General features: G+C 69.4%; 16 protein-coding genes. 12 read left to right on the top strand and 4 right to left on the bottom strand.

Annotated elements, in window-relative coordinates:
* The first annotated feature begins 33 nt into the window (after nt 1-33).
* The 7 genes from B0920_RS11990 to B0920_RS11960 all read left to right on the top strand — a co-directional run bounded on the left by B0920_RS11990 (nt 34) and on the right by B0920_RS11960 (nt 9,222).
* The gene (locus tag B0920_RS11990; RefSeq protein ID WP_078032718.1) at nt 34-123 is read left to right on the top strand and encodes a potassium-transporting ATPase subunit F; all 90 of its coding nucleotides are present in this window, start codon (nt 34-36) and stop codon (nt 121-123) included.
* Nucleotides 123-1,859: a potassium-transporting ATPase subunit KdpA gene (kdpA, locus tag B0920_RS11985; protein WP_078032717.1), complete on the top strand. Its 1,737-nt coding sequence runs from the start codon at nt 123-125 to the stop codon at nt 1,857-1,859. The genes B0920_RS11990 and kdpA overlap by 1 nt, the downstream gene beginning before the upstream one ends.
* Before the next feature lie 3 nt (nt 1,860-1,862).
* Nucleotides 1,863-3,962, top strand: coding sequence for a potassium-transporting ATPase subunit KdpB (gene kdpB / locus B0920_RS11980; protein WP_078032716.1), 2,100 nt, complete (start codon nt 1,863-1,865; stop codon nt 3,960-3,962).
* Between the two features lie 11 nt (nt 3,963-3,973).
* Nucleotides 3,974-4,570, top strand: a complete 597-nt coding sequence (gene kdpC / locus B0920_RS11975; protein WP_078032715.1) for a potassium-transporting ATPase subunit KdpC — start codon at nt 3,974-3,976, stop codon at nt 4,568-4,570.
* Nucleotides 4,571-4,573: 3 nt separating this feature from the next.
* Nucleotides 4,574-7,270: a DUF4118 domain-containing protein gene (locus B0920_RS11970; RefSeq protein ID WP_078032714.1), complete on the top strand. Its 2,697-nt coding sequence runs from the start codon at nt 4,574-4,576 to the stop codon at nt 7,268-7,270.
* Nucleotides 7,263-7,955, top strand: coding sequence for a two-component system response regulator KdpE (kdpE, locus tag B0920_RS11965; RefSeq protein ID WP_078032713.1), 693 nt, complete (start codon nt 7,263-7,265; stop codon nt 7,953-7,955). The genes B0920_RS11970 and kdpE overlap by 8 nt, the downstream gene beginning before the upstream one ends.
* A 124-nt stretch (nt 7,956-8,079) precedes the next feature.
* Complete coding sequence (locus tag B0920_RS11960) at nt 8,080-9,222, top strand: sensor histidine kinase KdpD (protein WP_078032712.1); 1,143 nt, start codon at nt 8,080-8,082, stop codon at nt 9,220-9,222.
* Between the two features lie 18 nt (nt 9,223-9,240).
* Here B0920_RS11960 and B0920_RS11955 read toward each other — a convergent pair whose 3' ends face one another.
* Nucleotides 9,241-9,648, bottom strand: coding sequence for a putative quinol monooxygenase (locus tag B0920_RS11955; protein WP_218669354.1), 408 nt, complete (start codon nt 9,646-9,648; stop codon nt 9,241-9,243).
* A gap of 133 nt (nt 9,649-9,781) precedes the next feature.
* Between B0920_RS11955 and B0920_RS11950 the strand changes: the two genes are divergently transcribed.
* Nucleotides 9,782-11,419 (top strand): M28 family peptidase, encoded by a 1,638-nt coding sequence (locus B0920_RS11950; RefSeq protein ID WP_078032710.1) that lies wholly within the window; start codon nt 9,782-9,784, stop codon nt 11,417-11,419.
* On the opposite strand, the gene B0920_RS11945 is transcribed toward B0920_RS11950, so the two are convergent.
* Both B0920_RS11945 and B0920_RS11940 read right to left on the bottom strand, forming a co-directional pair.
* Nucleotides 11,409-13,997: an ATP-binding protein gene (locus B0920_RS11945; RefSeq protein WP_229455408.1), complete on the bottom strand. Its 2,589-nt coding sequence runs from the start codon at nt 13,995-13,997 to the stop codon at nt 11,409-11,411. The two genes, B0920_RS11950 and B0920_RS11945, sit on opposite strands and share 11 nt — an antisense overlap.
* A gap of 89 nt (nt 13,998-14,086) precedes the next feature.
* On the bottom strand, nt 14,087-14,617 hold the full coding sequence (locus B0920_RS11940; protein WP_078032708.1) for a GNAT family N-acetyltransferase: 531 nt from the start codon (nt 14,615-14,617) through the stop codon (nt 14,087-14,089).
* Between the two features lie 260 nt (nt 14,618-14,877).
* Here B0920_RS11940 and B0920_RS11935 point away from each other — a divergent pair, with 260 nt between their 5' ends.
* Both B0920_RS11935 and B0920_RS11930 read left to right on the top strand, forming a co-directional pair.
* Nucleotides 14,878-15,357 (top strand): chemotaxis protein CheW, encoded by a 480-nt coding sequence (locus B0920_RS11935; protein WP_078032707.1) that lies wholly within the window; start codon nt 14,878-14,880, stop codon nt 15,355-15,357.
* 47 nt (nt 15,358-15,404) lie between these two features.
* Nucleotides 15,405-17,114, top strand: a complete 1,710-nt coding sequence (locus B0920_RS11930) for a methyl-accepting chemotaxis protein (RefSeq protein WP_078032706.1) — start codon at nt 15,405-15,407, stop codon at nt 17,112-17,114.
* An 88-nt stretch (nt 17,115-17,202) separates the two neighbouring features.
* Here the strand turns inward: B0920_RS11930 and B0920_RS11925 are convergent, their stop codons facing one another.
* A complete protein-coding gene (locus tag B0920_RS11925) occupies nt 17,203-18,216 on the bottom strand; it encodes a porin (protein ID WP_078032705.1) in 1,014 nt (337 codons plus the stop codon).
* A gap of 628 nt (nt 18,217-18,844) precedes the next feature.
* Here B0920_RS11925 and B0920_RS11920 point away from each other — a divergent pair.
* A complete protein-coding gene (locus B0920_RS11920; protein WP_143745717.1) occupies nt 18,845-19,894 on the top strand; it encodes an aldose epimerase family protein in 1,050 nt (349 codons plus the stop codon).
* Complete coding sequence (locus B0920_RS11915) at nt 19,894-20,772, top strand: SMP-30/gluconolactonase/LRE family protein (protein WP_078032704.1); 879 nt, start codon at nt 19,894-19,896, stop codon at nt 20,770-20,772. Before B0920_RS11920 ends, B0920_RS11915 begins: the two co-directional genes overlap by 1 nt.
* Nucleotides 20,773-20,847 lie beyond the last annotated feature (75 nt).

Raw genomic sequence — 20,847 nt, 5'->3', positions numbered from 1 at the left:
GGCCGTCGGCTGCGCGCGCGTCAAGGGGACATCATGAATCTTGCCTACCTCGTCGGCGGCCTGAGCGCCGCCGCCCTCCTGGTCTACCTGCTGGTGGCCCTGTTCAAGGCGGAGGAGCTGTGATGAGTGCCGAATTCCTCCTGCTGCTGGCCGCCTTCCTGGCGGTCCTGCTGGCGCTGGCCTGGCCGCTCGGCGCCCTGATGGCCCACGTGGCCGGCAGCGGCCTCAAACCGGGTCACATCTCCGGCCTGCGCTGGCTCGGCGCCATCGAGCGCGTGCTGATGCGCTGCGCCGGCCCCGCCGCCAGCGCCGACCAGACCTGGAAGGGCTACGCCCTGGCCCTGATCGTCTTCAACGCGCTCGGCGCGGTCTTCGTCTACCTGCTGCAGCGGGTCCAAGCCTGGCTGCCGCTGAACCCGGACGGCATGGCCAACGTCAGCCCCGACTCCTCCTTCAACACCGCGGTCAGCTTCGTCGCCAACACCAACTGGCAGGGCTACAGCGGCGAGCAGACCATGAGCATCCTGACCCAGATGCTGGGCCTGGCCTGCCAGAACTTCTTCTCTGCCGCCACCGGCATCGCGGTCGCCTTCGCCCTGATTCGCGGCTTCGCGGCCCGTTCCAGCGAGTCGGTCGGTAACTTCTGGACCGACCTGGTGCGATCCACCCTCTACGTGCTGCTGCCGCTGTCGCTGCTGCTGGCCGTGTTCCTGGCGGGGCAGGGTGTGATCCAGAATTTCTCCGGCCAGGTCCAGGCCCAGTTGCTGGAGCCGGTCGTGCACGCCCAGGGCACGGCCGTCACCCAGGCGATTCCGATGGGTCCCGTGGCCTCGCAGGAGGCGATCAAGATGCTGGGCACGAACGGCGGCGGCTACTTCAACGCCAACTCGGCCCACCCCTTCGAGAACCCGAATGCGCTGACGAACTTCGCCCAGATGATTGCGATCTTCCTGATCCCGGCGGCGCTCTGCTTCACCTTCGGGCGCATGGTGGGCGACATCCGCCAGGGCTGGGCGGTGCTGGCCACCATGACCATCATCTTCGTCGCCGCCTGCCTGCTCACCTACGCGGCAGAGCAGCAGGCCAATCCGCAGCTGGTAGCCCTGGGCATGGACGCTTCAAGCGGCAACATGGAGGGCAAGGAGACCCGCTTCGGCATCGCCGCATCCTCGCTGTTCGCGGTGGTCACCACCGCCGCCTCCTGCGGCGCGGTCAACGCCATGCACGATTCGTTCATGCCCCTGGGCGGCATGGCGCCGCTGGTGATGATGCAGTTCGGCGAAGTGATCTTCGGCGGCGTCGGCTCGGGCCTGTACGGCATGCTGGTGTTCGCGATCCTGGCCGTTTTCATCGCAGGCCTGATGATCGGCCGCACCCCCGAATACCTGGGCAAGAAGATCCAGGCGTACGAGATGAAGATGGCCGCCCTGGTGATCCTGGTCACGCCCTGCCTGGTGCTGGCCGGCACCGCGCTCGCGGTCGGCGTGGACCTTGGGAAGGCCGGCGTCGCCAACCCGGGCGCGCACGGCTTCTCCGAGATCCTGTACGCGCTCACCTCGGCCGCCAACAACAACGGCAGCGCCTTCGCCGGCCTGTCCGCCAACACGCCCTTCTACAACAGCCTGCTGGCGGTGGCGATGTGGTTTGGCCGTTTCGCCGTGATCGTGCCGGTGCTGGCGATCGCCGGCTCGCTGGCGCGCCGCCAGCGCCTGGCCGTCACCGCCGGCACCATGCCAACCCACGGCCCGATGTTCATCGGCCTGCTCGGCGCCGTCGTGGTGCTGGTCGGCGTCCTCAACTACGTTCCCGCGCTGGCCCTCGGCCCGGTCGTGGAACACCTCCAGCTGTTCGGGAAATAAGCCATGGAACAATCGATCCCCCAACTCCATACGGCGGGCCCGCGCCGCGCCCTGACTCTGTTCGATGCGGCCCTGGTGTGGCCGGCCGTGAAGGACGCCTTCCGCAAGCTGCACCCGCGCACCCAGCTGCGCAGCCCGGTGATGTTCGTGGTCTACGTCGGCAGCATCCTGACCACCTTGCTGTGGCTGCAGGCCCTGGCAGGGCAGGGCGAGGCCCCGGCCGGCTTCATCCTCGCCACCGCGGTCTGGCTCTGGTTCACCATCCTGTTCGCCAACTTCGCCGAGGCGCTGGCGGAAGGGCGCAGCAAGGCCCAGGCGGCCTCGCTGCGCAGCCTGCGCCAGACCGTGATGGCCAAGAAGCTGCCGCACCCGATCCACGGCACCCCCTGGCACCCGGCCAAGTCGGACGAACTGCGCAAAGGCATGTTCTTCCTGGTCGAGGCGGGCGACGTGATCCCCGTGGACGGCGAGATCGTCGACGGCGTCGCCTCGGTCGACGAAAGCGCCATCACCGGCGAATCGGCGCCCGTGATCCGCGAATCGGGCGGCGACTTCTGCGCCGTCACCGGCGGCACCCGGGTGCTGTCGGACTGGCTGGTGGTGCGGGTCTCGGCCAATCCGGGCGAGACCTTCCTCGACCGCATGATCGGCATGGTCGAAGGCGCGGCGCGCAAGAAGACCCCGAACGAGGTGGCCCTCACCATCCTGCTGGTGGCGCTCACCATCGTGTTCCTGGTGGTGACCGTGACCCTGCTGCCCTTCTCCCGCTTCGCGGTGGAGGCGGCGGGCGGCGGCCAGCCGGTGGGCGTCACCGTGCTGGTGGCGCTGCTGGTCTGCCTGATCCCGACCACCATCGGCGGCCTGCTGTCGGCCATCGGCGTGGCCGGCATGAGCCGCATGATGCAGGCCAACGTGATCGCCACCTCGGGCCGCGCGGTGGAGGCGGCCGGCGACGTCGACGTGCTCCTGCTCGACAAGACCGGCACCATCACCTTCGGCAACCGCCAGGCCGCCGCCTTCCTGCCGGCGCCCGGCGTGAACGAGCGCGAACTCGCCGACGTCGCGCAACTGGCTTCGCTCGCCGACGAGACCCCGGAAGGGCGCAGCATCGTGGTGCTGGCCAAGAACCGCTTCAACATCCGCGAGCGCGCCATGGAAGGCCTGGGGGCGCAGTTCGTGCCCTTCAGCGCCCAGACCCGCATGAGCGGCATCGACCTGCCGGGCCGGCAAGTGCGCAAGGGCGCGGCCGACGCCATCCGCCGCCACCTGAAGGAACTCGGCCAGCCCTATCCCGACGAAGTGGCGCGCAGCGTCGAGCAGGCCGCGCGCCGCGGCAGCACCCCGCTGGTGGTGCTGGACGGCGCGCGCGTGATGGGCGTGGTCGAGCTCAAGGACGTGGTCAAGGGCGGCATCCGCGAGCGCTTCGCCGAGCTGCGCCGCATGGGCGTCAAGACCGTGATGGTCACCGGCGACAACCGCCTCACCGCCGCCGCCATCGCCGCCGAGGCGGGCGTGGACGACTTCGTGGCCGAGGCCACGCCGGAACAGAAGCTGGCCCTGATCCGCGACTACCAGGCCGAGGGCAAGCTGGTGGCCATGACCGGCGACGGCACCAACGACGCGCCGGCCCTGGCCCAGGCCGACGTGGCGGTGGCGATGAATTCGGGCACCCAGGCGGCCAAGGAGGCCGGCAACATGGTCGACCTGGATTCCAACCCGACCAAGCTGCTCGAGATCGTCGAAATCGGCAAGCAGATGCTGATGACGCGCGGCGCGCTCACCACCTTCTCGATCTCGAACGACATCGCCAAGTATTTCGCGATCATCCCGGCGGCCTTCGTGGGAACCTACCCCCAGCTCAAGGCGCTCGACGTCATGGACTTGAGCAGCCCGGCCTCGGCGATCATGTCGGCGGTGATCTTCAACGCCCTGATCATCGTGTTCCTGATCCCGCTGGCGCTCAAGGGCGTGCGTTACCGGGCGGTGGGCGCGGTGGCCCTGTTGCGCCGCAACCTGCTGGTCTACGGCCTGGGCGGCCTGCTGCTGCCCTTCGCCGGCATCAAGCTGATCGACATGGCGCTGGCCGCGCTCAACCTGGCTTGAAAGGAGCCGACATGCTTTACGTTCTTCGTCCCGCCCTGGTCCTGTTCGGCGCGCTCAGCGTCCTGTGCGGCCTGCTGTATCCGCTGGCCGTGACCGGCGTCGCGCAAGCCGTCTTCGCCGAACAGGCCAACGGCAGCCTGGTGCGCCGCGAGGGAGTGGTGATCGGCTCGCGCCTGATCGGCCAGTCCTTCACCCAGCCCGGCTATTTCTGGGGGCGCCCCTCGGCCACGGCGCCGCTGCCGGCCAATGGCGCGGGCTCCGGCGGCTCCAACCAGGGGCCGCTCAACCCGGCGCTGCACGAGGCGGTCAAGGCCCGCATCGCGGCGCTGCGCGCGCACGATCCCGGCAACACGGCGCCGGTGCCGGCCGATCTGGTGACGGCTTCCGCCAGCGGCCTCGATCCGGAGATCAGCCTCGCCGCCGCGCGCTACCAGGCGCCGCGCGTGGCGCGGGCGCGCCGGCTCGATCCCGCCCGGATGGAGGCCCTGGTCGCGCGCCACGCCCAGCATCCCTGGCTGGGGGTGTTCGGCGAGCCGCGGGTCAACGTGCTGGCGCTGAATCTGGCGCTGGATATGGAAAAGGCGGGCGAAACCCTGCATACTCGCTAAGCGATGCCCCACGACCGCCAGCGCCCCGACCCCGACCTCCTGCTCGCCCAGATGCACGCGCAGGAGCGCCGCGCCGCGCGCGGGCGGCTGCGCATCTATTTCGGCGCCTCGGCCGGGGTCGGCAAGACCTATGCCATGCTGCAGGAAGCGAACAAGCTGCGGGCCGAGGGCAGGGCGCCCCTGGTGGGCGTCGTCGAGACCCACGGCCGGCAGGAGACCGCGCGCCTGCTGGACGGCCTCGAACTGCTGCCGCGCCGCGTGCTCGAACACCGCGGCCGGCGGCTGGAGGAATTCGACCTCGACGCCGCCCTGGCGCGCGCGCCAGGACTGGTGCTGGTCGACGAGCTGGCCCATTCCAACGCGCCCGGCTCGCGCCATCCCAAGCGCTGGCAGGACGTCGAGGAGCTGCTGGCGGCCGGCATCGACGTCTACACCACCGTCAACGTGCAGCACCTGGAAAGCCTTAACGACGTGGTCGGCGGCATCGCCGGCATCCGCGTGGCCGAGACCGTGCCGGACCGGGTCTTCGATGGCGCCGACGAGGTGGTGCTGGTCGACCTGCCGGCCGACGCGCTGCTGGCGCGCCTGCGCGAGGGCAAGGTCTACCAGCCGGCCCAGGCCGAGCGCGCGGCCGGCAACTTCTTCAGGAAGGGCAACCTGATCGCCCTGCGCGAGCTGGCCCTGCGCCGCACCGCCGACCGGGTCGAAGGCGAGGTGCGCGCCTGGCGCGTGGAGCAGTCGGTGGACGGCATCTGGAAGACCGGGGCCGGCCTGCTGGTCTGCGTCGGCCCAAGCGGCGACCCGGCCCACCTGGTGCGCAGCGGGGCGCGCATGGCCTCCCAGCTGGGCAGCCCCTGGCATGCGGTGGTGGTCGACACGCCGCGCATGGCGCGCCTGCCGTCCGCCCGCCGCGCCCGCGCACTGGAGGCGCTGGCGCTGGCCCAGAACCTGGGCGCGACGACGGCCGTCCTGAGCGGCGAGGATGCCGTGAACGCCGTGCTCGACTACGCCCATGACCACAACCTGTCGCGCATCGCCCTGGGTCGCGCGCGTCCAGGCTGGCGCTGGCGCGCCGGCATGGCGCGCCGCCTCGCAAGGCAGGCGCCCGGCGTCGACCTGATCGAGATCGGCCTGCCGGCCGTGGCCCAGCCTCAGGCGCGCGCGCCCGCGTCGGTCCAGGCGCCGGCCCGGCCGCGCTTCGCGGCGCACGCGCTGGCGGCCGGCGCCAGCCTGCTGGCGGCGGCGCTGGCGAGCCCGCTGCTGGCCTGGCTCGACCTGGCCAACATCGCCATGCTCTTCCTGCTGGTGGTGCTGCTGGTGGCGGTGCGCCTGGGCCGTGCGCCCTCGGTGACGGCCACCTGCGTGAGCGTGGCCTGCTTCGACTTCTTCTTCGTGCCGCCGCGCTTCGACTTCGCGGTGTCCGACTTCCAGTACCTGATCACCTTCGGCGTGATGCTGGCCGTGGGCCTGATCACTGGCCACCTGACGGCCGGCCTGCGCTTCCAGGCGCGCGCCGCCGGCGAACGCGAGCGGCGCGTGCGCGCCCTGTACGAGTTCGCGCGCGAGCTGTCCGGCGTGCTGGTGGCCGAGCAGGTCTTCGACGCCAGCCGCGCCGTGATCCAGAACGCCTTCGGCGCGCGCGCCACCCTGCTGCTGCCCGACCCCGAGGGGCGGCTGCGCATGCCGCCAGGGGAGGGCGGCGTCGACCTGGGCGTGGCCCAATGGGCCTTCGACCAGGCGCGCCCGGCGGGCCTGGGCACCGACACCCTGCCTGCCAGCGCCGCTTTCTACCTGCCGCTGGTGGCGCCGATGCGCACCCGCGGCGTGCTGGCGATCGATCCGGCGGGCGGCCAGTGGCTGCCCAGCCCGGAGCAGCGCCGCCAGCTCGACGCCCTCGGCGCGCTGGCCGCGATCGCGCTGGAGCGCGTGCACTACGTCGAGGTGGCCCAGGCGGCGCTGGTGAGCATGGAGTCCGAGCGCCTGCGCAACTCTCTGCTGGCGGCGCTCTCGCACGACTTGCGCACGCCCCTGACCGCCCTGGTCGGCCTGTCCGAGTCGCTGCTGCGCGGCGAGCCGGCGCTGTCCGGCAAACAGCGCGGGCTGGCCGAGGCCCTGCGCGAGGAATCGGTGCGCATGGGCGCGCTGGTCGCCAACCTGCTTGACATGGCGCGCATCGAAAGCGGCGCGGTGCGCCTGAACCTCGACTGGCAGTCGCTCGAAGAGGTGCTTGGCGGCGCGCTGCGCGCCTGCGGGGCGGCGCTGCAGGGAAGAACGGTCTCGACCCGCCTGCCGGCGGACCTGCCCCTGGTGAAGCTGGACCCGGTGCTGATCGAACGCGTGCTGTGCAACCTGCTCGAGAATGCCGCAAAATACACGCCGCCGGCCGCGCGCATCGAGGTCGATGCGGCCGTGCGTGGCCAGGTGCTGGAGGTGAGCGTGAACGACGACGGCCCCGGCCTGCGCCCCGGCAGCGAGGAAGCGGTGTTCGGCAAGTTCGTGCGCGGCGAGCGCGAATCGGCCCTGCCGGGCGTGGGACTGGGCCTGGCGATCTGCCGCGCCATCGTCGAAGCCCACGGCGGCACGATCCGCGCCGGGGCATCGCCCCTGGGCGGGGCCGGCTTCGTCTTCACCCTGCCCCTGGAGGCCCCGCCGCCCCTGCCTGAACCGGAAACCGACGCGATGGACACCCCGCATGACTGACACCCCGAACGCCCTGCTGGTCGAGGACGAACCGCAGATCCGCCGCTTCGTGCGCGCCGCGCTGGAAGAGGAGGGCTGGCACGTGCACGAGGCGGCCAGCATGCAGCGCGGCCTGATCGACGCCGGCACCCGCCGCCCGGACCTGATCGTGCTCGACCTCGGCCTGCCGGATGGCGATGGCGTGGCCTTCCTCCAGGACCTGCGGCGCTGGTCGGCGGTGCCGGTCATCGTGCTCTCGGCGCGGACCATGGAAAGCGAAAAGATCCGCGCCCTCGACGCCGGCGCCGACGACTACCTGACCAAGCCCTTCGGCACCGGCGAATTGCTGGCGCGGGTGCGCGCCACCCTGCGCCGCCAGCGGCAACCCGCGGCGACGGCCGACAGCCAGTTCCGCTTCGGCGAGATTGTCGTCGACCTGCAACAGCGCGCCGTCACCCGCGGTGGCCAGCACGTCCACCTCACGCCCCTGGAATTCCGGCTTCTCTCGGTGCTGGTGAGCAATGCCGGGCGCGTGATGACCGCACCCCAGCTGCTGCGCGCGGTATGGGGGCCGGGGCATGCGCAGAGCGGCCACTACCTGCGCATCTACATGGGCCACCTGCGCCACAAGCTCGAAACCGACCCCGCGCAGCCGCGCCACCTGCTCACCGAAACCGGGGTCGGCTACCGCCTCTGGCCGGGCTGATCTCTTTCCTGCCGGCATAGATTGCAGGCGCCTGCACGCGCGCCATCCACGCGCCGTGCGCCTGCGCCCTCGTGTAGACTTGCCTCACGCCCGTTGTTCATTAACCAACACCCAGGAACGCCGCGTGAACGCCAACCTGACCGGACATCTTTCGCCTGACCAGGAAGACCTGTCGCCGACGACCAGGGCCATGCTGGCCCTGCGCACCCAGGTGCTGGACGCGTGGATGGCCAACGTGCGCAAGACCGTGCTGCAGGCGCGGGCGCTGGCGCCCCCGATCCTGGAAAACACCCTGCCGGCCTATTTCGACACCCTGGCCGCGCTGCTCACGCCCGGCTACACCGCGCGCGCCCACAACGACCTGGGCGCGGTGGCCAGCGAGCATGGCGGCGAGCGCGCGCGCATGACGGTCTACGACGCCACGGCCCTGATCCACGAGCTGCAGATCTTCCGCGACACCCTGTTCGCGGAGCTGGAGCGGGGCGGGGTGCTGCTGAGCGCCGAGGAGCGCACCCTGGTCACATCGAGCATCGACGCCACCATCCGCGAGAGCGCCAACGCCTTCGCCGTGGTGCAGGCGGCGCTGCGCGAACAGTACGTGGCCGCGATGGCCCACGACCTGCGCACCCCGCTGTCGACGGCGCAGATGGCGGCCGAGATGATCGGCCACACCTCGGACGACGACGCGGTGCGGCGCTACGCCGGCAAGATCATCGCCAGCACCCGGCGCATCGACGCCATGACGCGCGACATGCTGGACCGGATCTCGTTCTGCAAGACCGGCGCCATCCAGCTCGACATCACCGAGTTCGACATGGCGGACGTGGCGCGCGAGGTGGCGCAGTACGCGCAGGCCCTGCACGCGGTGGAGCTCGACCTGGAGGTGGCGCCAATCACGGGCTGGTGGGACAGGGAGGCCATGCAGCGGTCGATCGAGAACCTGGTCAACAATGCGATCAAGTATGGTTCGCGCGACCCGATCCGGCTGGTGCTGTCGACCACCACGGAGCGGGTGCAGGTGATGGTGCACAACGAAGGGGATCCGATCGCGCCGGAAGACAGCGAGAGCATTTTCCAGCTCTACCGGCGCGCCGGCAAGCAGGAAGACAGCGACGGCTGGGGCGTGGGCTTGCCCTACGTGCGCCGCATCGTGGAGGCGCACGGGGGCAGCGTGATGATGTCGAGTTCGGCCGAGGACGGGACTTCCTTCGTCATCGACGTGCCGGCCGATGCGCGCCCCTTCGCGGGTGCGCCGACGGCCGCCTGAAACGCGCGGCGCGGCCGTTCAGGCGGTCGACTTGCGCATCGATCCGTGGCCGCCCACGGGCTCCAGCTCGGCCCTGGTGTCGAAGCCCGCGATCAGGGGCCTTCCCCTGGCGATCGCCTGCTGCACCGCCGGCAGCGAGAGCGAGGCCTTGTGGCTGGCCTGGCTGTCCCAGGTCTCGCTGATCCAGATGCCGTCCGCATCGCCCAGGTCCTTGGCGACCGTGTAGCTCAGGCAGCCCGGCATCGCCGCCGTGCCTTCGAGAAGAATCGCGATGAGCGCGTCGCGCTGGCCCGGCTGGGCGCGCATTTTTCCGATCAGTCCGTACATGCGTGGTGAGTCCTTGGTGGTGGAGGCGGGAGCAGCCTGGCTCGCGGCCAGGGGAAGGGCGGTGAAGAAAGCGACCGCGGTGCGTCGGGATACGGGCATGGGCCACCTGTCGATAAAGCCTGGAGCGGGCCAGTATATGCCTGCGCGCGGGCCGGGCCAAGCCCCCGCCCGCGAGATATGCATGCTGGGGTAAGATGGCTGTTTCGCCACTCTTCCCACTTTTCCGATGCCCATGCGATCCCAATCCCTTGCCAAGGCGCTGGCCGCCGGCGCCCTGGTCCTGGCCCACACCGCCCACGCCCAGCAGCTCGCGCCCGCGATTTCCGAGACCGCCCTGCGCGCCCACCTGTCCTTCCTGGCCGACGACCTGTTCGAGGGCCGCGGCACCGGCCAGCGCGGCGGCGACCTGGCGGTGCGCTACCTCGAGACCCAGGCCGCCCTGATCGGCCTGAAGCCCCTCCCGGACGGCGGCTACCGCCAGAAGGTGTCCATCGAGGGCACCCGCCTGCTGCCGGGCAGCAGCGTGCGCTTCCAGGCCGGCGGCAAACAGATCGCGCCCGAGATCGGCAAGGGCATCGTGTTCGGGACCGCCAGCGGCAAGTCCGCGCTGTCCTTCGACGCGCCGCTGGTCTTCGTCGGCTACGGCGTCGCCGCCGAGGAGGAAAAGTGGGACGACTACAAGGGCCAGGACATGAAGGGCAAGATCCTGGTCATGATGGTCAACGACCCCCAGCCCACCGCCGAGGAGCCGAACCGCTTCGCCGGCAAGGCCTACACCTGGTACGGCCGCTGGCTGTACAAGTTCGAGGAGGCGGTGCGCCGCGGCGCCGCCGGCGCGCTCCTGATCCACACCACGCCGTCCTCGTCCTACCCGTGGAGTGTGCCGGCCAACGGCTTCTCGCACGAGCGCTTCCACCTGGCCGGCCCCGGCAATCCGGTCGAAGGCTGGCTGCACGAGGACACGGCGCGGGAACTGTTCGCCGCCGGCGGCTTCGACCTCGACCAGCTGCGCGCCCAGGCCGAGCGGCGCGACTTCCGCCCGGTGGACCTGAAGATCGCCGCCCGCGTCGAGCTCAAGTCGGCGATTCGCAGCGTGGAGCAGTTCAACGTGGTCGGGATCGTGCCGGGCACCGACCCGAAGCTGAAGGAGCAGGCGGTGGTCTATTCCTCGCACTGGGACCACCTGGGCATCGACGAAGGCCAGGCGGCCGAGGGCAAGAAGGACAAGATCTACAACGGCGCGATCGACAACGCCTCCGGCACCGCGGCCCTGCTGGCCATGGCCGCCGAGGCGGTCAAGAAGCCGGCGCGCCGCACCCAGGTCTTCCTGTGGCCGGCGGCCGAGGAACAGGGCCTGCTGGGCAGCGCGGCCTACGTGCAGAACCCGGTGGTGCCGTTGGCCCGCACCGCCGCCGACCTCAACCTGGACAGCCTGAACTTCGTGGGCCGCACCCGGGACATCGGCGTGCCGGGCGCCGAGCGCAGCAGCCTGTACGACACCGCCGCCCAGGTGGCGAAGAAAATGGGCCTGAAACTCGCGCCCACCATCCCCGATTTGTCGGGCTCCTACTTCCGCGCCGACCACTTCAACTTCGCCAAGGCCGGCGTGCCGGCGTTTAACGTGGGCTCGGCGGTGTTCTCGGGCGACGGCCACTTCGAGTTCGAGCACGGCCAGGAGGCCTCGAGCGAAAAGATGGTCGGCTTCAAGCAGCGCTACCACCAGACCAGCGACGAATACCTGCCCGAGTGGGACTTGTCGGGCATGGTGCAGCAGGCCCAGTTCACCCTCAACCTGGGCTATGCGGTGGCGAACGATCCGAAGATGCCGAGCTGGAAGAAGGGCGACGCCTTCTCCAAGGTCAAGCGCTAGGCGTCTGCGCGGCGGCCGCCGGCGTGGCCGCATCCAGGATGCGGCCCAGGCGGTCCATGTCCACCGGCTTGACCAGGTGGTGGTCGAAGCCGGCCGCCGCGCTGGCGCGCCGGTCCTGTTCCTGGCCGTAGCCGGTCACCGCCACCAGCAGGGCGCCGTGGGTGCGCGGATCGGCGCGCAGGCGGCGCGCCAGTTCGTGGCCGTCGAGCTCGGGCAGGCCGATGTCGAGCAGGCAGACGTCCGGCCCGAAGTCCGGCGCGCGCGCGAGCGCCGCCAGCGAATCGTGTTCCACCAGCACCGCATGCCCACAAGCCGCCACGTACATCGACAGCACGTCGGCCGCGTCCTGGTTGTCGTCCACGATCATCACCTTCAGGTGGCGCGCGGCCGGCCCCGAGCGGGCGCTGTCGTCGCCCGCAAGCCCTCCGCGCTCGGCGCAGCGCGGCAGGGAGACGGTGAAGCTGCTGCCCTGGCCCTGGCCGTCGCTGTGCACCGACACCGCGCCGCCATGCAGCTGCACCAGGCTTTTCACCAGCGCCAGGCCGATCCCCAGGCCGCCGAGCGCGCGCTCCAGCGTGCGCTCGCCCTGCACGAAGATGTCGAAGGCGCGCTCCAGCTCCTGCGGCAGCATGCCGATGCCGTTGTCGCGCACGTCGATCCATACCGTGTGCGCGTCGGCGCTCACCGTCAGCGTGACCGCGCCGCCGTCGGCGGTGAACTTCACCGCGTTGTGCAGCAGATTGCCCACCACCTGCACCAGCCGCTTGCGGTCGGCCATCACGTGGGCCGGTTCCGGGAACCGCCGCACTTCCAGGTGCTGGCGCTTGTTGCGCACGAAGTCCTGGACCTGTTCGGCGGCGTCGGACACCACCTCGTTGATGTCGAGCCGCTGCTTGGCCAGCACCACCAGCCCCCGGGTGACGCGCGAGACGTCCAGCAGGTCGTCCACCAGCCCGGCCATGTGGCGCGCCTGGCGCGCGATGATCTCGCTGATCTGGCGCACCCGCGCCGGTTCGAGCCGGTCCTGGCCCAGCAGCTGGGCGCCGGAAGCGATCGGGGCCAGCGGGTTGCGCAGCTCGTGGGCCAGCATGGCCAGGAATTCGTTCTTGCGCTGGTCGGCGTGGCGCAGCGCCTCCTCGGCCTTGACCCGCTCGGTAATGTCCTGCACGGCGCCGCGCAGCGCCACCACCCGGCCGTCGAGGTCGCGGATGCTGTCGCAGCGCCAGTCGATCCAGATCCGGTGCCCCATGGCGTGCCTGACCTGCAGCTCCAGGCGCGCGCTGCCGCCGTGCTCCTGCAGCTCGCGCCGGGTGGCGTCCACGCGCAGCCAGGATTCCTCGGGCAGCAGGTCGCCGCGCTGGGCCTCGAAGGGCGGCACGGCGCGCCCGAAGATGGCCGTGACCGAGCTCGAGGTCTCGATGGCGCCGTCCACCAGCGACCAGTGCCAGGTGCCGAAGCGCGCCAGCAGCTGGGACTCGCGCAGCTCGCCCTCCTTGGCCGCCAGCGCCTGCGCGCGCTCGGCCAGCAGGCGCGAGGCGTTGCCGATCGCCTCGGCCACCTCGGCGGCTTCCGCCACCTCGAAGTCGGGGAAGGGTGGGGCCGGCTGGCTTTTGCCGAGCGCCTCGGCGCCGGCCTGCAGGCCGCGCACCGAGCGCGCCAGGCGCCCGCCGATGCGCCAGGCCAGCAAGAGGCCGATTCCGAACAGGACCAGGGTGCCGGTCACCAGCGCCGCCAGCGGCTCCAGCAGCGCATGCACCAGGGTCTCGCGCGGCAGGCCCACGGCCACGCCCCAGCCGGTCAGTTCGGAGCGCGAGTAAAAGGTCAGGACCTCCGTGCCTTCCTGGGTCGCGGCCTCGAACACGCCCTCGCGCGAGCGCTGGATCCCCTTGTACAGGCTGTCGGTGGCGCGCTTGCCGAGATAGCGCTCGGCATTGACGTTGCGCCCGAAGATGACGCCGGCGCCGTCGAAGATCGAGGCGATGGCGCCGTCCGGCACCGACTTGGGCGTGAGCACGTCGGCGAAGTTGTCGGGCCACAGGGCCACGCTCAGCACATAGGCGATCTCGCCGCGCACCAGCACCGGCACGTCGATGCTCACGGTCGGGGCGCGCCGCACCGCGCCGATGAAGACGTTCGACACCGAGGGACGGCCGCTGGCGAACACCTTGTCGATCTGGGGCGAGTGGTCGAGGGGGAGCGCGCTGCCGTAGTCGAGCGCGGTGTTCAGGACCTGCTGGCCGCGGCGGTCGCGCAGCACCGCGTTCATGCTGGCGCCGGCCAGCGACAGCGCTTCGCGCGCCTGGCGGTGGGCGCGCGCGAAGTCTTCGCGCTCCAGCGCCTCCATGGTGGACAGGGTCTGGGCGATGGCCTGGCCCTGCAGCAGCTTGCTTTCCACCGTGTGCACCAGGGCGCGCACGGTCTGCAGGGTGTTCTTCTCGAACTGGATCCGGGTCTTCTGGTACTGGTGGATGAAGAACAGCGAGGCCCCGACCAGGCCCGGAAGCAGGGTGGCCAGCACCAGCCAGAGCAGGTAGGCGCGCAAGGGCCTGCGGGTCGTCGGGGAGAGGGGACCGGTCACGTTGTTTTTATCGGGCACACTGGACAGCCGATTCTACGTGCAAACGCGGAAATAGCACCGCGCACGCCGTGCGCAACCCTGCGCTGCGCTCAGCGGCGTGCGCGGACGAACAGGGTCTTGTAATAGATCGCCGCGGCGCGCCAGTGGCCGTTCGGCGAGCAGGCGAATTCAGGCAGCTCGCCGGCGCGCGTGTAGCCGTTCCTGAGCCAGAGCTGCTCGGCGCCGGATCCGGCTTCGGCTTCCAGCATCAGGAGGCCCCGGCGCAGGCCCAGCGCCTCGATCTCGAGGGCCTGGACCAGGGCCGTGCCGACGCCGCGCCGGCGCTCGGTGCAATGGACCAGCAACTGTTCCACGCGCGCGCGGTTGGCGCCGTTGGGCGGCACGTACAGGTCGAGCTGGGCGCAGCCGATCAGCTGGCCGCCGCGCTCCGCAGCCAGCACCATGCGCGTGCCGGCCGCCACTTCGGCGCCGATCCCGCTCCAGTAGGCTTCCAGCCCATCCTGGTCCAGACCGGCAAGGAAACCTACCACGTGGCCGTCCGCCACCGCGTCGAGCAGAAGGGTGGCGAGCTGCGGCCGCAGCTCGGCCATGGCGCGGGGGTTGAGTCGGTGGATGATCATGGAGGCTCCTGATGGACGTAGCTGTTGTTGACGCAGGAAGCGTGCCAAGGCAAGGCCGGATTTGCCGAAGAGATCACATGCGAATATGCACTGAAGAGCGACTACCGGTTAGCTGTTGTGTAGCCGCCATATTCCGCACTAAAAATGGGAAAAATTTTGCGGTTCTTGCCATTCGTCCATCGAGTCCGCACCAAAGTGGACGTAATGTGCTTGCTGTAGGGCAACGTGAATACCCTGCGGACGAATCAGTGAGCACACACATGGAAAACGTAAAGACAACTGAAGAACGCGAAGTCCTGTCCTTCCGCCTGGGCAAGGAAGAGTACGCCATCAGCATCCTCAAGGTACAGGAGATCCGCGGCTACGAGGCCCCGACGCGGCTCGCCAGCGCCCCGGACTACATCAAGGGCATCATCAACCTGCGCGGCGCGATCGTGCCGATCGTCGACATGCGCATCAAGTTCGGCGTCGGCGAGCCGAGCTACGACAGCTTCACGGTGGTCATCATCCTGAACATCGCCCAGCACGTGATCGGCATGGTGGTCGACAGCGTGTCGGACGTGGTCACGCTGACCGACGACCAGATCCGCCCTGCGCCCGAGATGGGCAGCACGATGGAAACCGATTGCCTGCTCGGCCTGGGCACGCTGGGCGAGCGCATGCTGATCCTGCTCGACATCGACAAACTGATGCAGTCGGAAGAGCTGGGTCTGATCGCGGCACTGCCGCGCGCCGCCTGAACAACGATATGCCGCCGCAGGCGGTAAAAAAGAGAGAGAACACAATCATGAACCTCGCCAACCTCAAGATCGGCAAACGCCTCGCCCTCGGCTTCGGCATCGTGTGCGCCATGCTCGTGATGAAGATCATGATGAGCAATGCCATGCTCGCGCGCATCAACGACGGCACCGACGAAATCGTCAACAACCGCATGCCGCGCATCGAGCAGACCAGCCAGATGCAGGCGGCGATCAACGACATCGCGATCGCCCTGCGCAACATGATGCTGACCGACGACGCGGCCGACCGCCAGGCCCAGATGGACGCCGTGCTCACGCACCGCCGCACCATGCAGGAGGTCCTGGACAACCTGGACAAGACCCTGACCAGCGCCAAGGGCAAGGAACTGCTGGCGCAAATGAAGTCCGAGTCCGAGCGCTACGTGGCCGGCCAGGAGCGCCTGATCAAGCACATTAACGCGGGCGAACAGGATGCCGCGCGCGCCTACCTGAAGGATGAACTGCGTCCGCTGCTGGGCCGCCTGAAGAAGGTCACCGCCGAACAGACCGCGCTGCAGAAGCAGATGGCGCAGGAGGCCGCGCAGGCGGCGGCCAGCACCTACCGCAACACCACCATGCTGATGTGGGGCCTCGGCGCCGCGGCGCTGGCGCTGGCTGCCGCCGTCGCCTGGTGGATCACGCGTTCGATCACCCGTCCGGTGGCGCGCGCCCTGGAAGTGGCCAATACCGTGGCCGCCGGCGACCTGACCAGCGAGATCGTGGTCAGCACCCGCGACGAGACCGGCCAGCTGCTGCAGGCCCTCAAGAGCATGAACGAAAGCCTGGTGCGCACCGTCGGCACCGTGCGCGCCGGCACCGACACCATCTCGGTGGCGGCGGCCCAGGTGGCTGCCGGCAGCCAGGACCTGTCCTCGCGCACCGAGCAGCAGGCCAGCGCGCTGGAAGAAACCGCGTCCTCGATGGAAGAGCTGACCAGCACCGTCAAGCAGAACGCCGACAACGCGCGCCAGGCCAACGTGCTGGCCGAGACCGCGTCGGGCGTGGCGGCGCGCGGCGGCGAGGTGATCGGCCAGGTGGTCGGCACCATGGAAGAGATCAGCGCCTCGGCCAACAAGATCAACGACATCATCGGCGTCATCGACGGCATCGCCTTCCAGACCAACATCCTGGCGCTCAACGCCGCCGTCGAGGCGGCCCGTGCGGGCGAGCAGGGCCGCGGGTTCGCGGTGGTGGCGAGCGAAGTGCGCAACCTGGCGCAGCGCTCGGCCGCGGCGGCCAAGGAAATCAAGGCGCTGATCGGCGACTCGACCGACAAGGTGCAGAACGGCAGCAAGCTGGTGGCCGAAGCCGGCGCCACGATGGCGGAGATCGTCGAGAGCGTGCGCCGCGTGACCGACATCATGACCGAGATCACCGCCGCCAGCCAGGAGCAGACCTCCGGCATCGAGCAGATCAACGTGGCCGTGACCCAGATGGACCAGACCACGCAGCAGAACGCGGCCCTGGTCGAGGAAGCGGCTGCCGCCTCGGCCCAGATGCAGGAAGAGGCGGGACGCCTGGCGCAGGCGGTGGCGGTGTTTCACATCGGCGCCGCCCAGGCCTCGGCTGCCGCGAGCGTGAAGGCGGCGCCGGCCCGGCCCGCGCCGCGCGCGCTGACCGCCGCGAAGCCGGCAAGCCTGAAGCCGGCCGTGGCCAAATCCCCGGCCAAAGCAAAGGTAGTGGCGGGCAACCCGGGCGACGATTGGGAAGAGTTCTGATCGAGGCGGAGCGCGGACGCAGCACCGTCCGCGCGGACAAAAAAAAACGGCAAGCCATCGGCTTGCCGTTTTTGCTTGCGCAGTCCGTTTAGAAGGAGTGGCGCAGGCCCACGTTGAAGGCGCTCGGGTCCGAGCCCAGCGCGGTGGTCGGCACGGCCACGGTATTGCCGGCCGAGGTCAGGCCGAAGGTGGCGCGGCCGTTGTTGCGCAGCTTGGCGTAGGTGCTGTAGATGTTGGTGCGCTTGGAAAGGGTGTAGGTGTAGGCCAGGGTGACGGCATTGCCCTTGGCCCCGGTCTCGATTTCCTGCTGCTGGAAGTTGAGGAAGAACTTGTTGGCGCCGGTGGCGTAGGATGCGCCGATGTTCTTGTGCTCGTACTTGTTGTTGGCGCCGGTCTGGTCGGCCACCAGGTAGCTGCCCTTCACCTCGAAGTCGCCGAACTTGAAGCCGGCGCCGAAGCCGTACTCCTTGTCGTCGCCGGTCGCGAGGCGCTCCACGTTGTGATAGCCGGCCGCCAGGAACAGGCCGCCGTTCGCGTATTCCAGCGACGCGCCCTGCAGGTCGCCCGACGGGTCGGTCTGGCGCTCGCCGGCCGAATAGCCCGCGTTCAGGGTGAAGCCGTTCATCTGGTTGCTGCGGTAGTTCACCGAGTTCGACAGGCGGCGGGTCAGGCGGTTGGTGCCGAAGGAGGCCAGGTTGGTGCCGTAGAAGCCCTGGCCCAGGATGTCGCCGCCGGCCGCCACGAAGTTCAGCGGGCTGTATTCGCGGCCGACGGTGACGGTGCCGAAGCTGCCTTGCAGGCCGACGACCGAGCGGCGCTGGAACAGCGAGGAATCGCCCAGGCCGGTATCGGTGGCCAGGCCGGCTTCGATGTTGAACAGCGCCTTCAGGCCATTGCCCAGGTCTTCAGTGCCGCGGAAACCGACGCGGCTGCTCGACTGCGTGCCCGACTGCACCACGGTGCGGCTTTTCTCGCCGGGCGCGTCGCTGTCTTCGACGCCGAAGGAGGCGTCGATCAGGCCGTAGACCTGGACGTTGGTCTGGGCGTGGGCGAACAGCGGCAGGCTCGAGATCAGGGCTGCTGCGAGGAGCTTGTGCTTCATGGGTGTCTCTCCAGTGGTTGGTATGGGTTGTCCATCGATGATGACATCACGATGGTTTGTTGTCATTGTCCCTCGGGCAAAAGACCGGGGCTCGGCAAGCCTAGCAAGCCAGGCTGTCTTGTCGCTTACACCAGCTTTCGCCGGGCGGCGTGCGCGCACGCCGGCAGGCGGCCAGAGGAAATGACTTGCGCTTGTGCGTTGATTTGCAAGAGCTTTTCGCTCGGAAAGTATTCACGGGGCCTACACTAGCATCTGGGCAATTGTTTTCCCAATAATGTTTCCGCACATACTTATGTAGCTTGTGCTGCAACAAGCGTTGCGTTGTAAAACGAATACAGTTCAGCCGCTTTCCGCGTGTGCGAGCGACAAATTGGCGCAGGCTCCGATACCTTTTTCGATATCTCAGCGGCCGAAAAATTGATTGGATCGTTCTCGGTCCATTGCCTACCATTCCTGTAGAGAAGGAGGGCGCGGCAGGGCAAGGACGCTCGCGCAGCCACGCCGGGCCGCCCGGCCTGCCTGGCCAAGGGCGCGCGGGCCTGTTTACCGCCCATGCTAGGATCATGACATCGACGGCCTGGCGGGCCGGCCGTCCACGCATCACGCTCACGCTAAGGACAACAACAACGTGCACACCGCGATCACGCAGGCGCCCTTCGGCCGATTGCCCGACGGCGCCGCCATCACGCAATTCACCCTCACCAATGCCAAGGGCATGGTGGCGAAGATCATCGACCTGGGCGGCATCATCACCGAGCTGCACGCGCCCGACCGCGACGGGAACATGGCCGACGTGGTGCTGGGCTTCGACACGGTCGAGCCCTACCTCGCGGACAGCCCTTACTTCGGCGCCCTGATCGGCCGCTACGGCAACCGCATCGCCAAGGGACGCTTCATGCTCGACGGCCGCGAGGTGGTCCTGCCGACGAACAACGGCAACAACCACCTGCATGGCGGCCCGCAGGGTTTCCACGTGGTGAAGTGGGAAGCAGCCATCGAGGGCGACAGCCTGCGCCTGAGCTACCGCAGCGTGGACGGCGAGCAGGGCTACCCCGGCAATCTGGACGTCACCGTGGTCTACCAGCTCAATGAGGACAACGAACTGGTGGTGCGCTTCCATGCGATGACCGACCAGCCGACCCCGGTCAACCTCACCCAGCACAGCTACTTCAACTTGGCGGGGGAGGGCGACATCCTCGGGCACGAGCTGCAGATCGACGCCGACAGCTTCGTGGCCATCGACGCCGAATCCATTCCCACCGGCGAACTGACCAAGGTGGCCGGCACGCCCTTCGATTTCCGCACCCCGCGCCCGATCGGCGAGCGCGTCGGCCAGCCCGACAAGCAGCTGCGCCACGGCCTGGGCTACGACCACAACTTCGTGCTCAACAAGCCGAAGGGCGGCGGGATGAGCCGCGCCGCGCGCGTGTTGGAGCCGGTGTCGGGCCGCGTGCTGGAACTCTGGACCGAGGAGCCCGGCGTGCAGTTCTACAGCGGGAACTTCCTCGACGGTTCGCTGCGCGGCAAGGGCCATACCTACGAGCACCGCAGCGGCTTCTGCCTCGAGCCCCAGCACTTCCCGGATTCGCCCAACCAGCCGCACTTCCCGAACGTGATCCTGCGCCCCGGCCAGGTCTACCAGACCGAATCGCGCTTCCGCTTCGCGGTCGAGGGCTGATGGAGCCCTTCCTCGACACCCGGCACGAGCTGGGCGAATGCCTGCTGTGGTGCGAGCGCAGCCAGCGCCTGCTGTGGACCGATATCCCGGCCGCCAGGCTATGGGCGCACACGCCGGCCAGCGGCGAGACGCGCAGCTGGCCCATGCCCGAACGCCTGTGCTGCTTCGCCCTCACCGGCAGCACCGACCGCCTGCTGCTGGGGCTTGCCTCGGGCCTGGCCTTCTTCAGCTTCTCGACCGGGCGGGTGAGCCGCATCTGCGAGGTCGAGGCCGACATCCCCGCGACCCGCCTGAACGACGGCCGCTGCGACCGCCAGGGGCGCTTCGTGTTCGGCATGTTCAACCAGGACGAGAACCCCAAAACGGCGCTGGGCGGCTTCTACCGCCTCAACCTCGACCTGAGCCTCGAGCGCCTGCCGATCGGGAACGCGGCGATCGCCAACAGCATCTGCTTCAGCCCGGACGGGCGGCGCATGTACTTCGCCGACTCGATGACGCGCGAGATCCGCTACGCCGACTACAACCCCTGCAGCGGCGAGGTGGGCGCGACCCGGGACTTCGTGCCCGCGCATGCGGCGCCCGGTGAGCCGGACGGTTCCTGCGTGGACGCCGAGGGCTATCTGTGGAGCACGCGCTGGGGCGCGGGCCAGGTGATGCGCTTCGCGCCGGACGGACGCCTCGACCGCGTGCTGGAGGTCGACGCGCCCCAGCCGAGCTGCCCGGCCTTCGGCGGCCTGGAGCTCTCCACCCTCTACCTCACCACCGCCCACCTGGGCATGACCGAGGGCGACCGCGCCCGCGCTCCCCTGTCCGGGGCGCTGCTGCGCCAGCCGCTGGATGTGCGCGGACTGCCGGAAAACCGCTTTCTCCACGCCTGATGCATGCGCAGGTGGGGCCGGCGTTTTGCGCGCCGGCCTGCAGCCGCATTCCGCGGCCGGGATACGAAAAACGGT

The organism is Massilia sp. KIM (genome assembly GCF_002007115.1).
Lineage (GTDB): Bacteria > Pseudomonadota > Gammaproteobacteria > Burkholderiales > Burkholderiaceae_D > Telluria.
This window is presented reverse-complemented; position numbering and strand designations above follow the sequence as displayed.

Excerpts from the sequence above, each read along its gene's own strand:
- kdpA (WP_078032717.1), top strand. The coding sequence starts at position 123 with ATGAGTGCCGAATTCCTCCTGCTGCTGGCCGCCTTCCTGGCGGTCCTG.
- B0920_RS11955 (WP_218669354.1), bottom strand. The coding sequence starts at position 9,648 with ATGCCCGTATCCCGACGCACCGCGGTCGCTTTCTTCACCGCCCTTCCC.
- B0920_RS11915 (WP_078032704.1), top strand. The coding sequence starts at position 19,894 with ATGGAGCCCTTCCTCGACACCCGGCACGAGCTGGGCGAATGCCTGCTG.
- B0920_RS11950 (WP_078032710.1), top strand. The coding sequence starts at position 9,782 with ATGCGATCCCAATCCCTTGCCAAGGCGCTGGCCGCCGGCGCCCTGGTC.
- B0920_RS11940 (WP_078032708.1), bottom strand. The coding sequence starts at position 14,617 with ATGATCATCCACCGACTCAACCCCCGCGCCATGGCCGAGCTGCGGCCG.
- B0920_RS11925 (WP_078032705.1), bottom strand. The coding sequence starts at position 18,216 with ATGAAGCACAAGCTCCTCGCAGCAGCCCTGATCTCGAGCCTGCCGCTG.
- B0920_RS11930 (WP_078032706.1), top strand. The coding sequence starts at position 15,405 with ATGAACCTCGCCAACCTCAAGATCGGCAAACGCCTCGCCCTCGGCTTC.
- kdpE (WP_078032713.1), top strand. The coding sequence starts at position 7,263 with ATGACTGACACCCCGAACGCCCTGCTGGTCGAGGACGAACCGCAGATC.
- B0920_RS11990 (WP_078032718.1), top strand. The coding sequence starts at position 34 with ATGAATCTTGCCTACCTCGTCGGCGGCCTGAGCGCCGCCGCCCTCCTG.
- B0920_RS11935 (WP_078032707.1), top strand. The coding sequence starts at position 14,878 with ATGGAAAACGTAAAGACAACTGAAGAACGCGAAGTCCTGTCCTTCCGC.
- B0920_RS11970 (WP_078032714.1), top strand. The coding sequence starts at position 4,574 with ATGCCCCACGACCGCCAGCGCCCCGACCCCGACCTCCTGCTCGCCCAG.
- kdpB (WP_078032716.1), top strand. The coding sequence starts at position 1,863 with ATGGAACAATCGATCCCCCAACTCCATACGGCGGGCCCGCGCCGCGCC.
- kdpC (WP_078032715.1), top strand. The coding sequence starts at position 3,974 with ATGCTTTACGTTCTTCGTCCCGCCCTGGTCCTGTTCGGCGCGCTCAGC.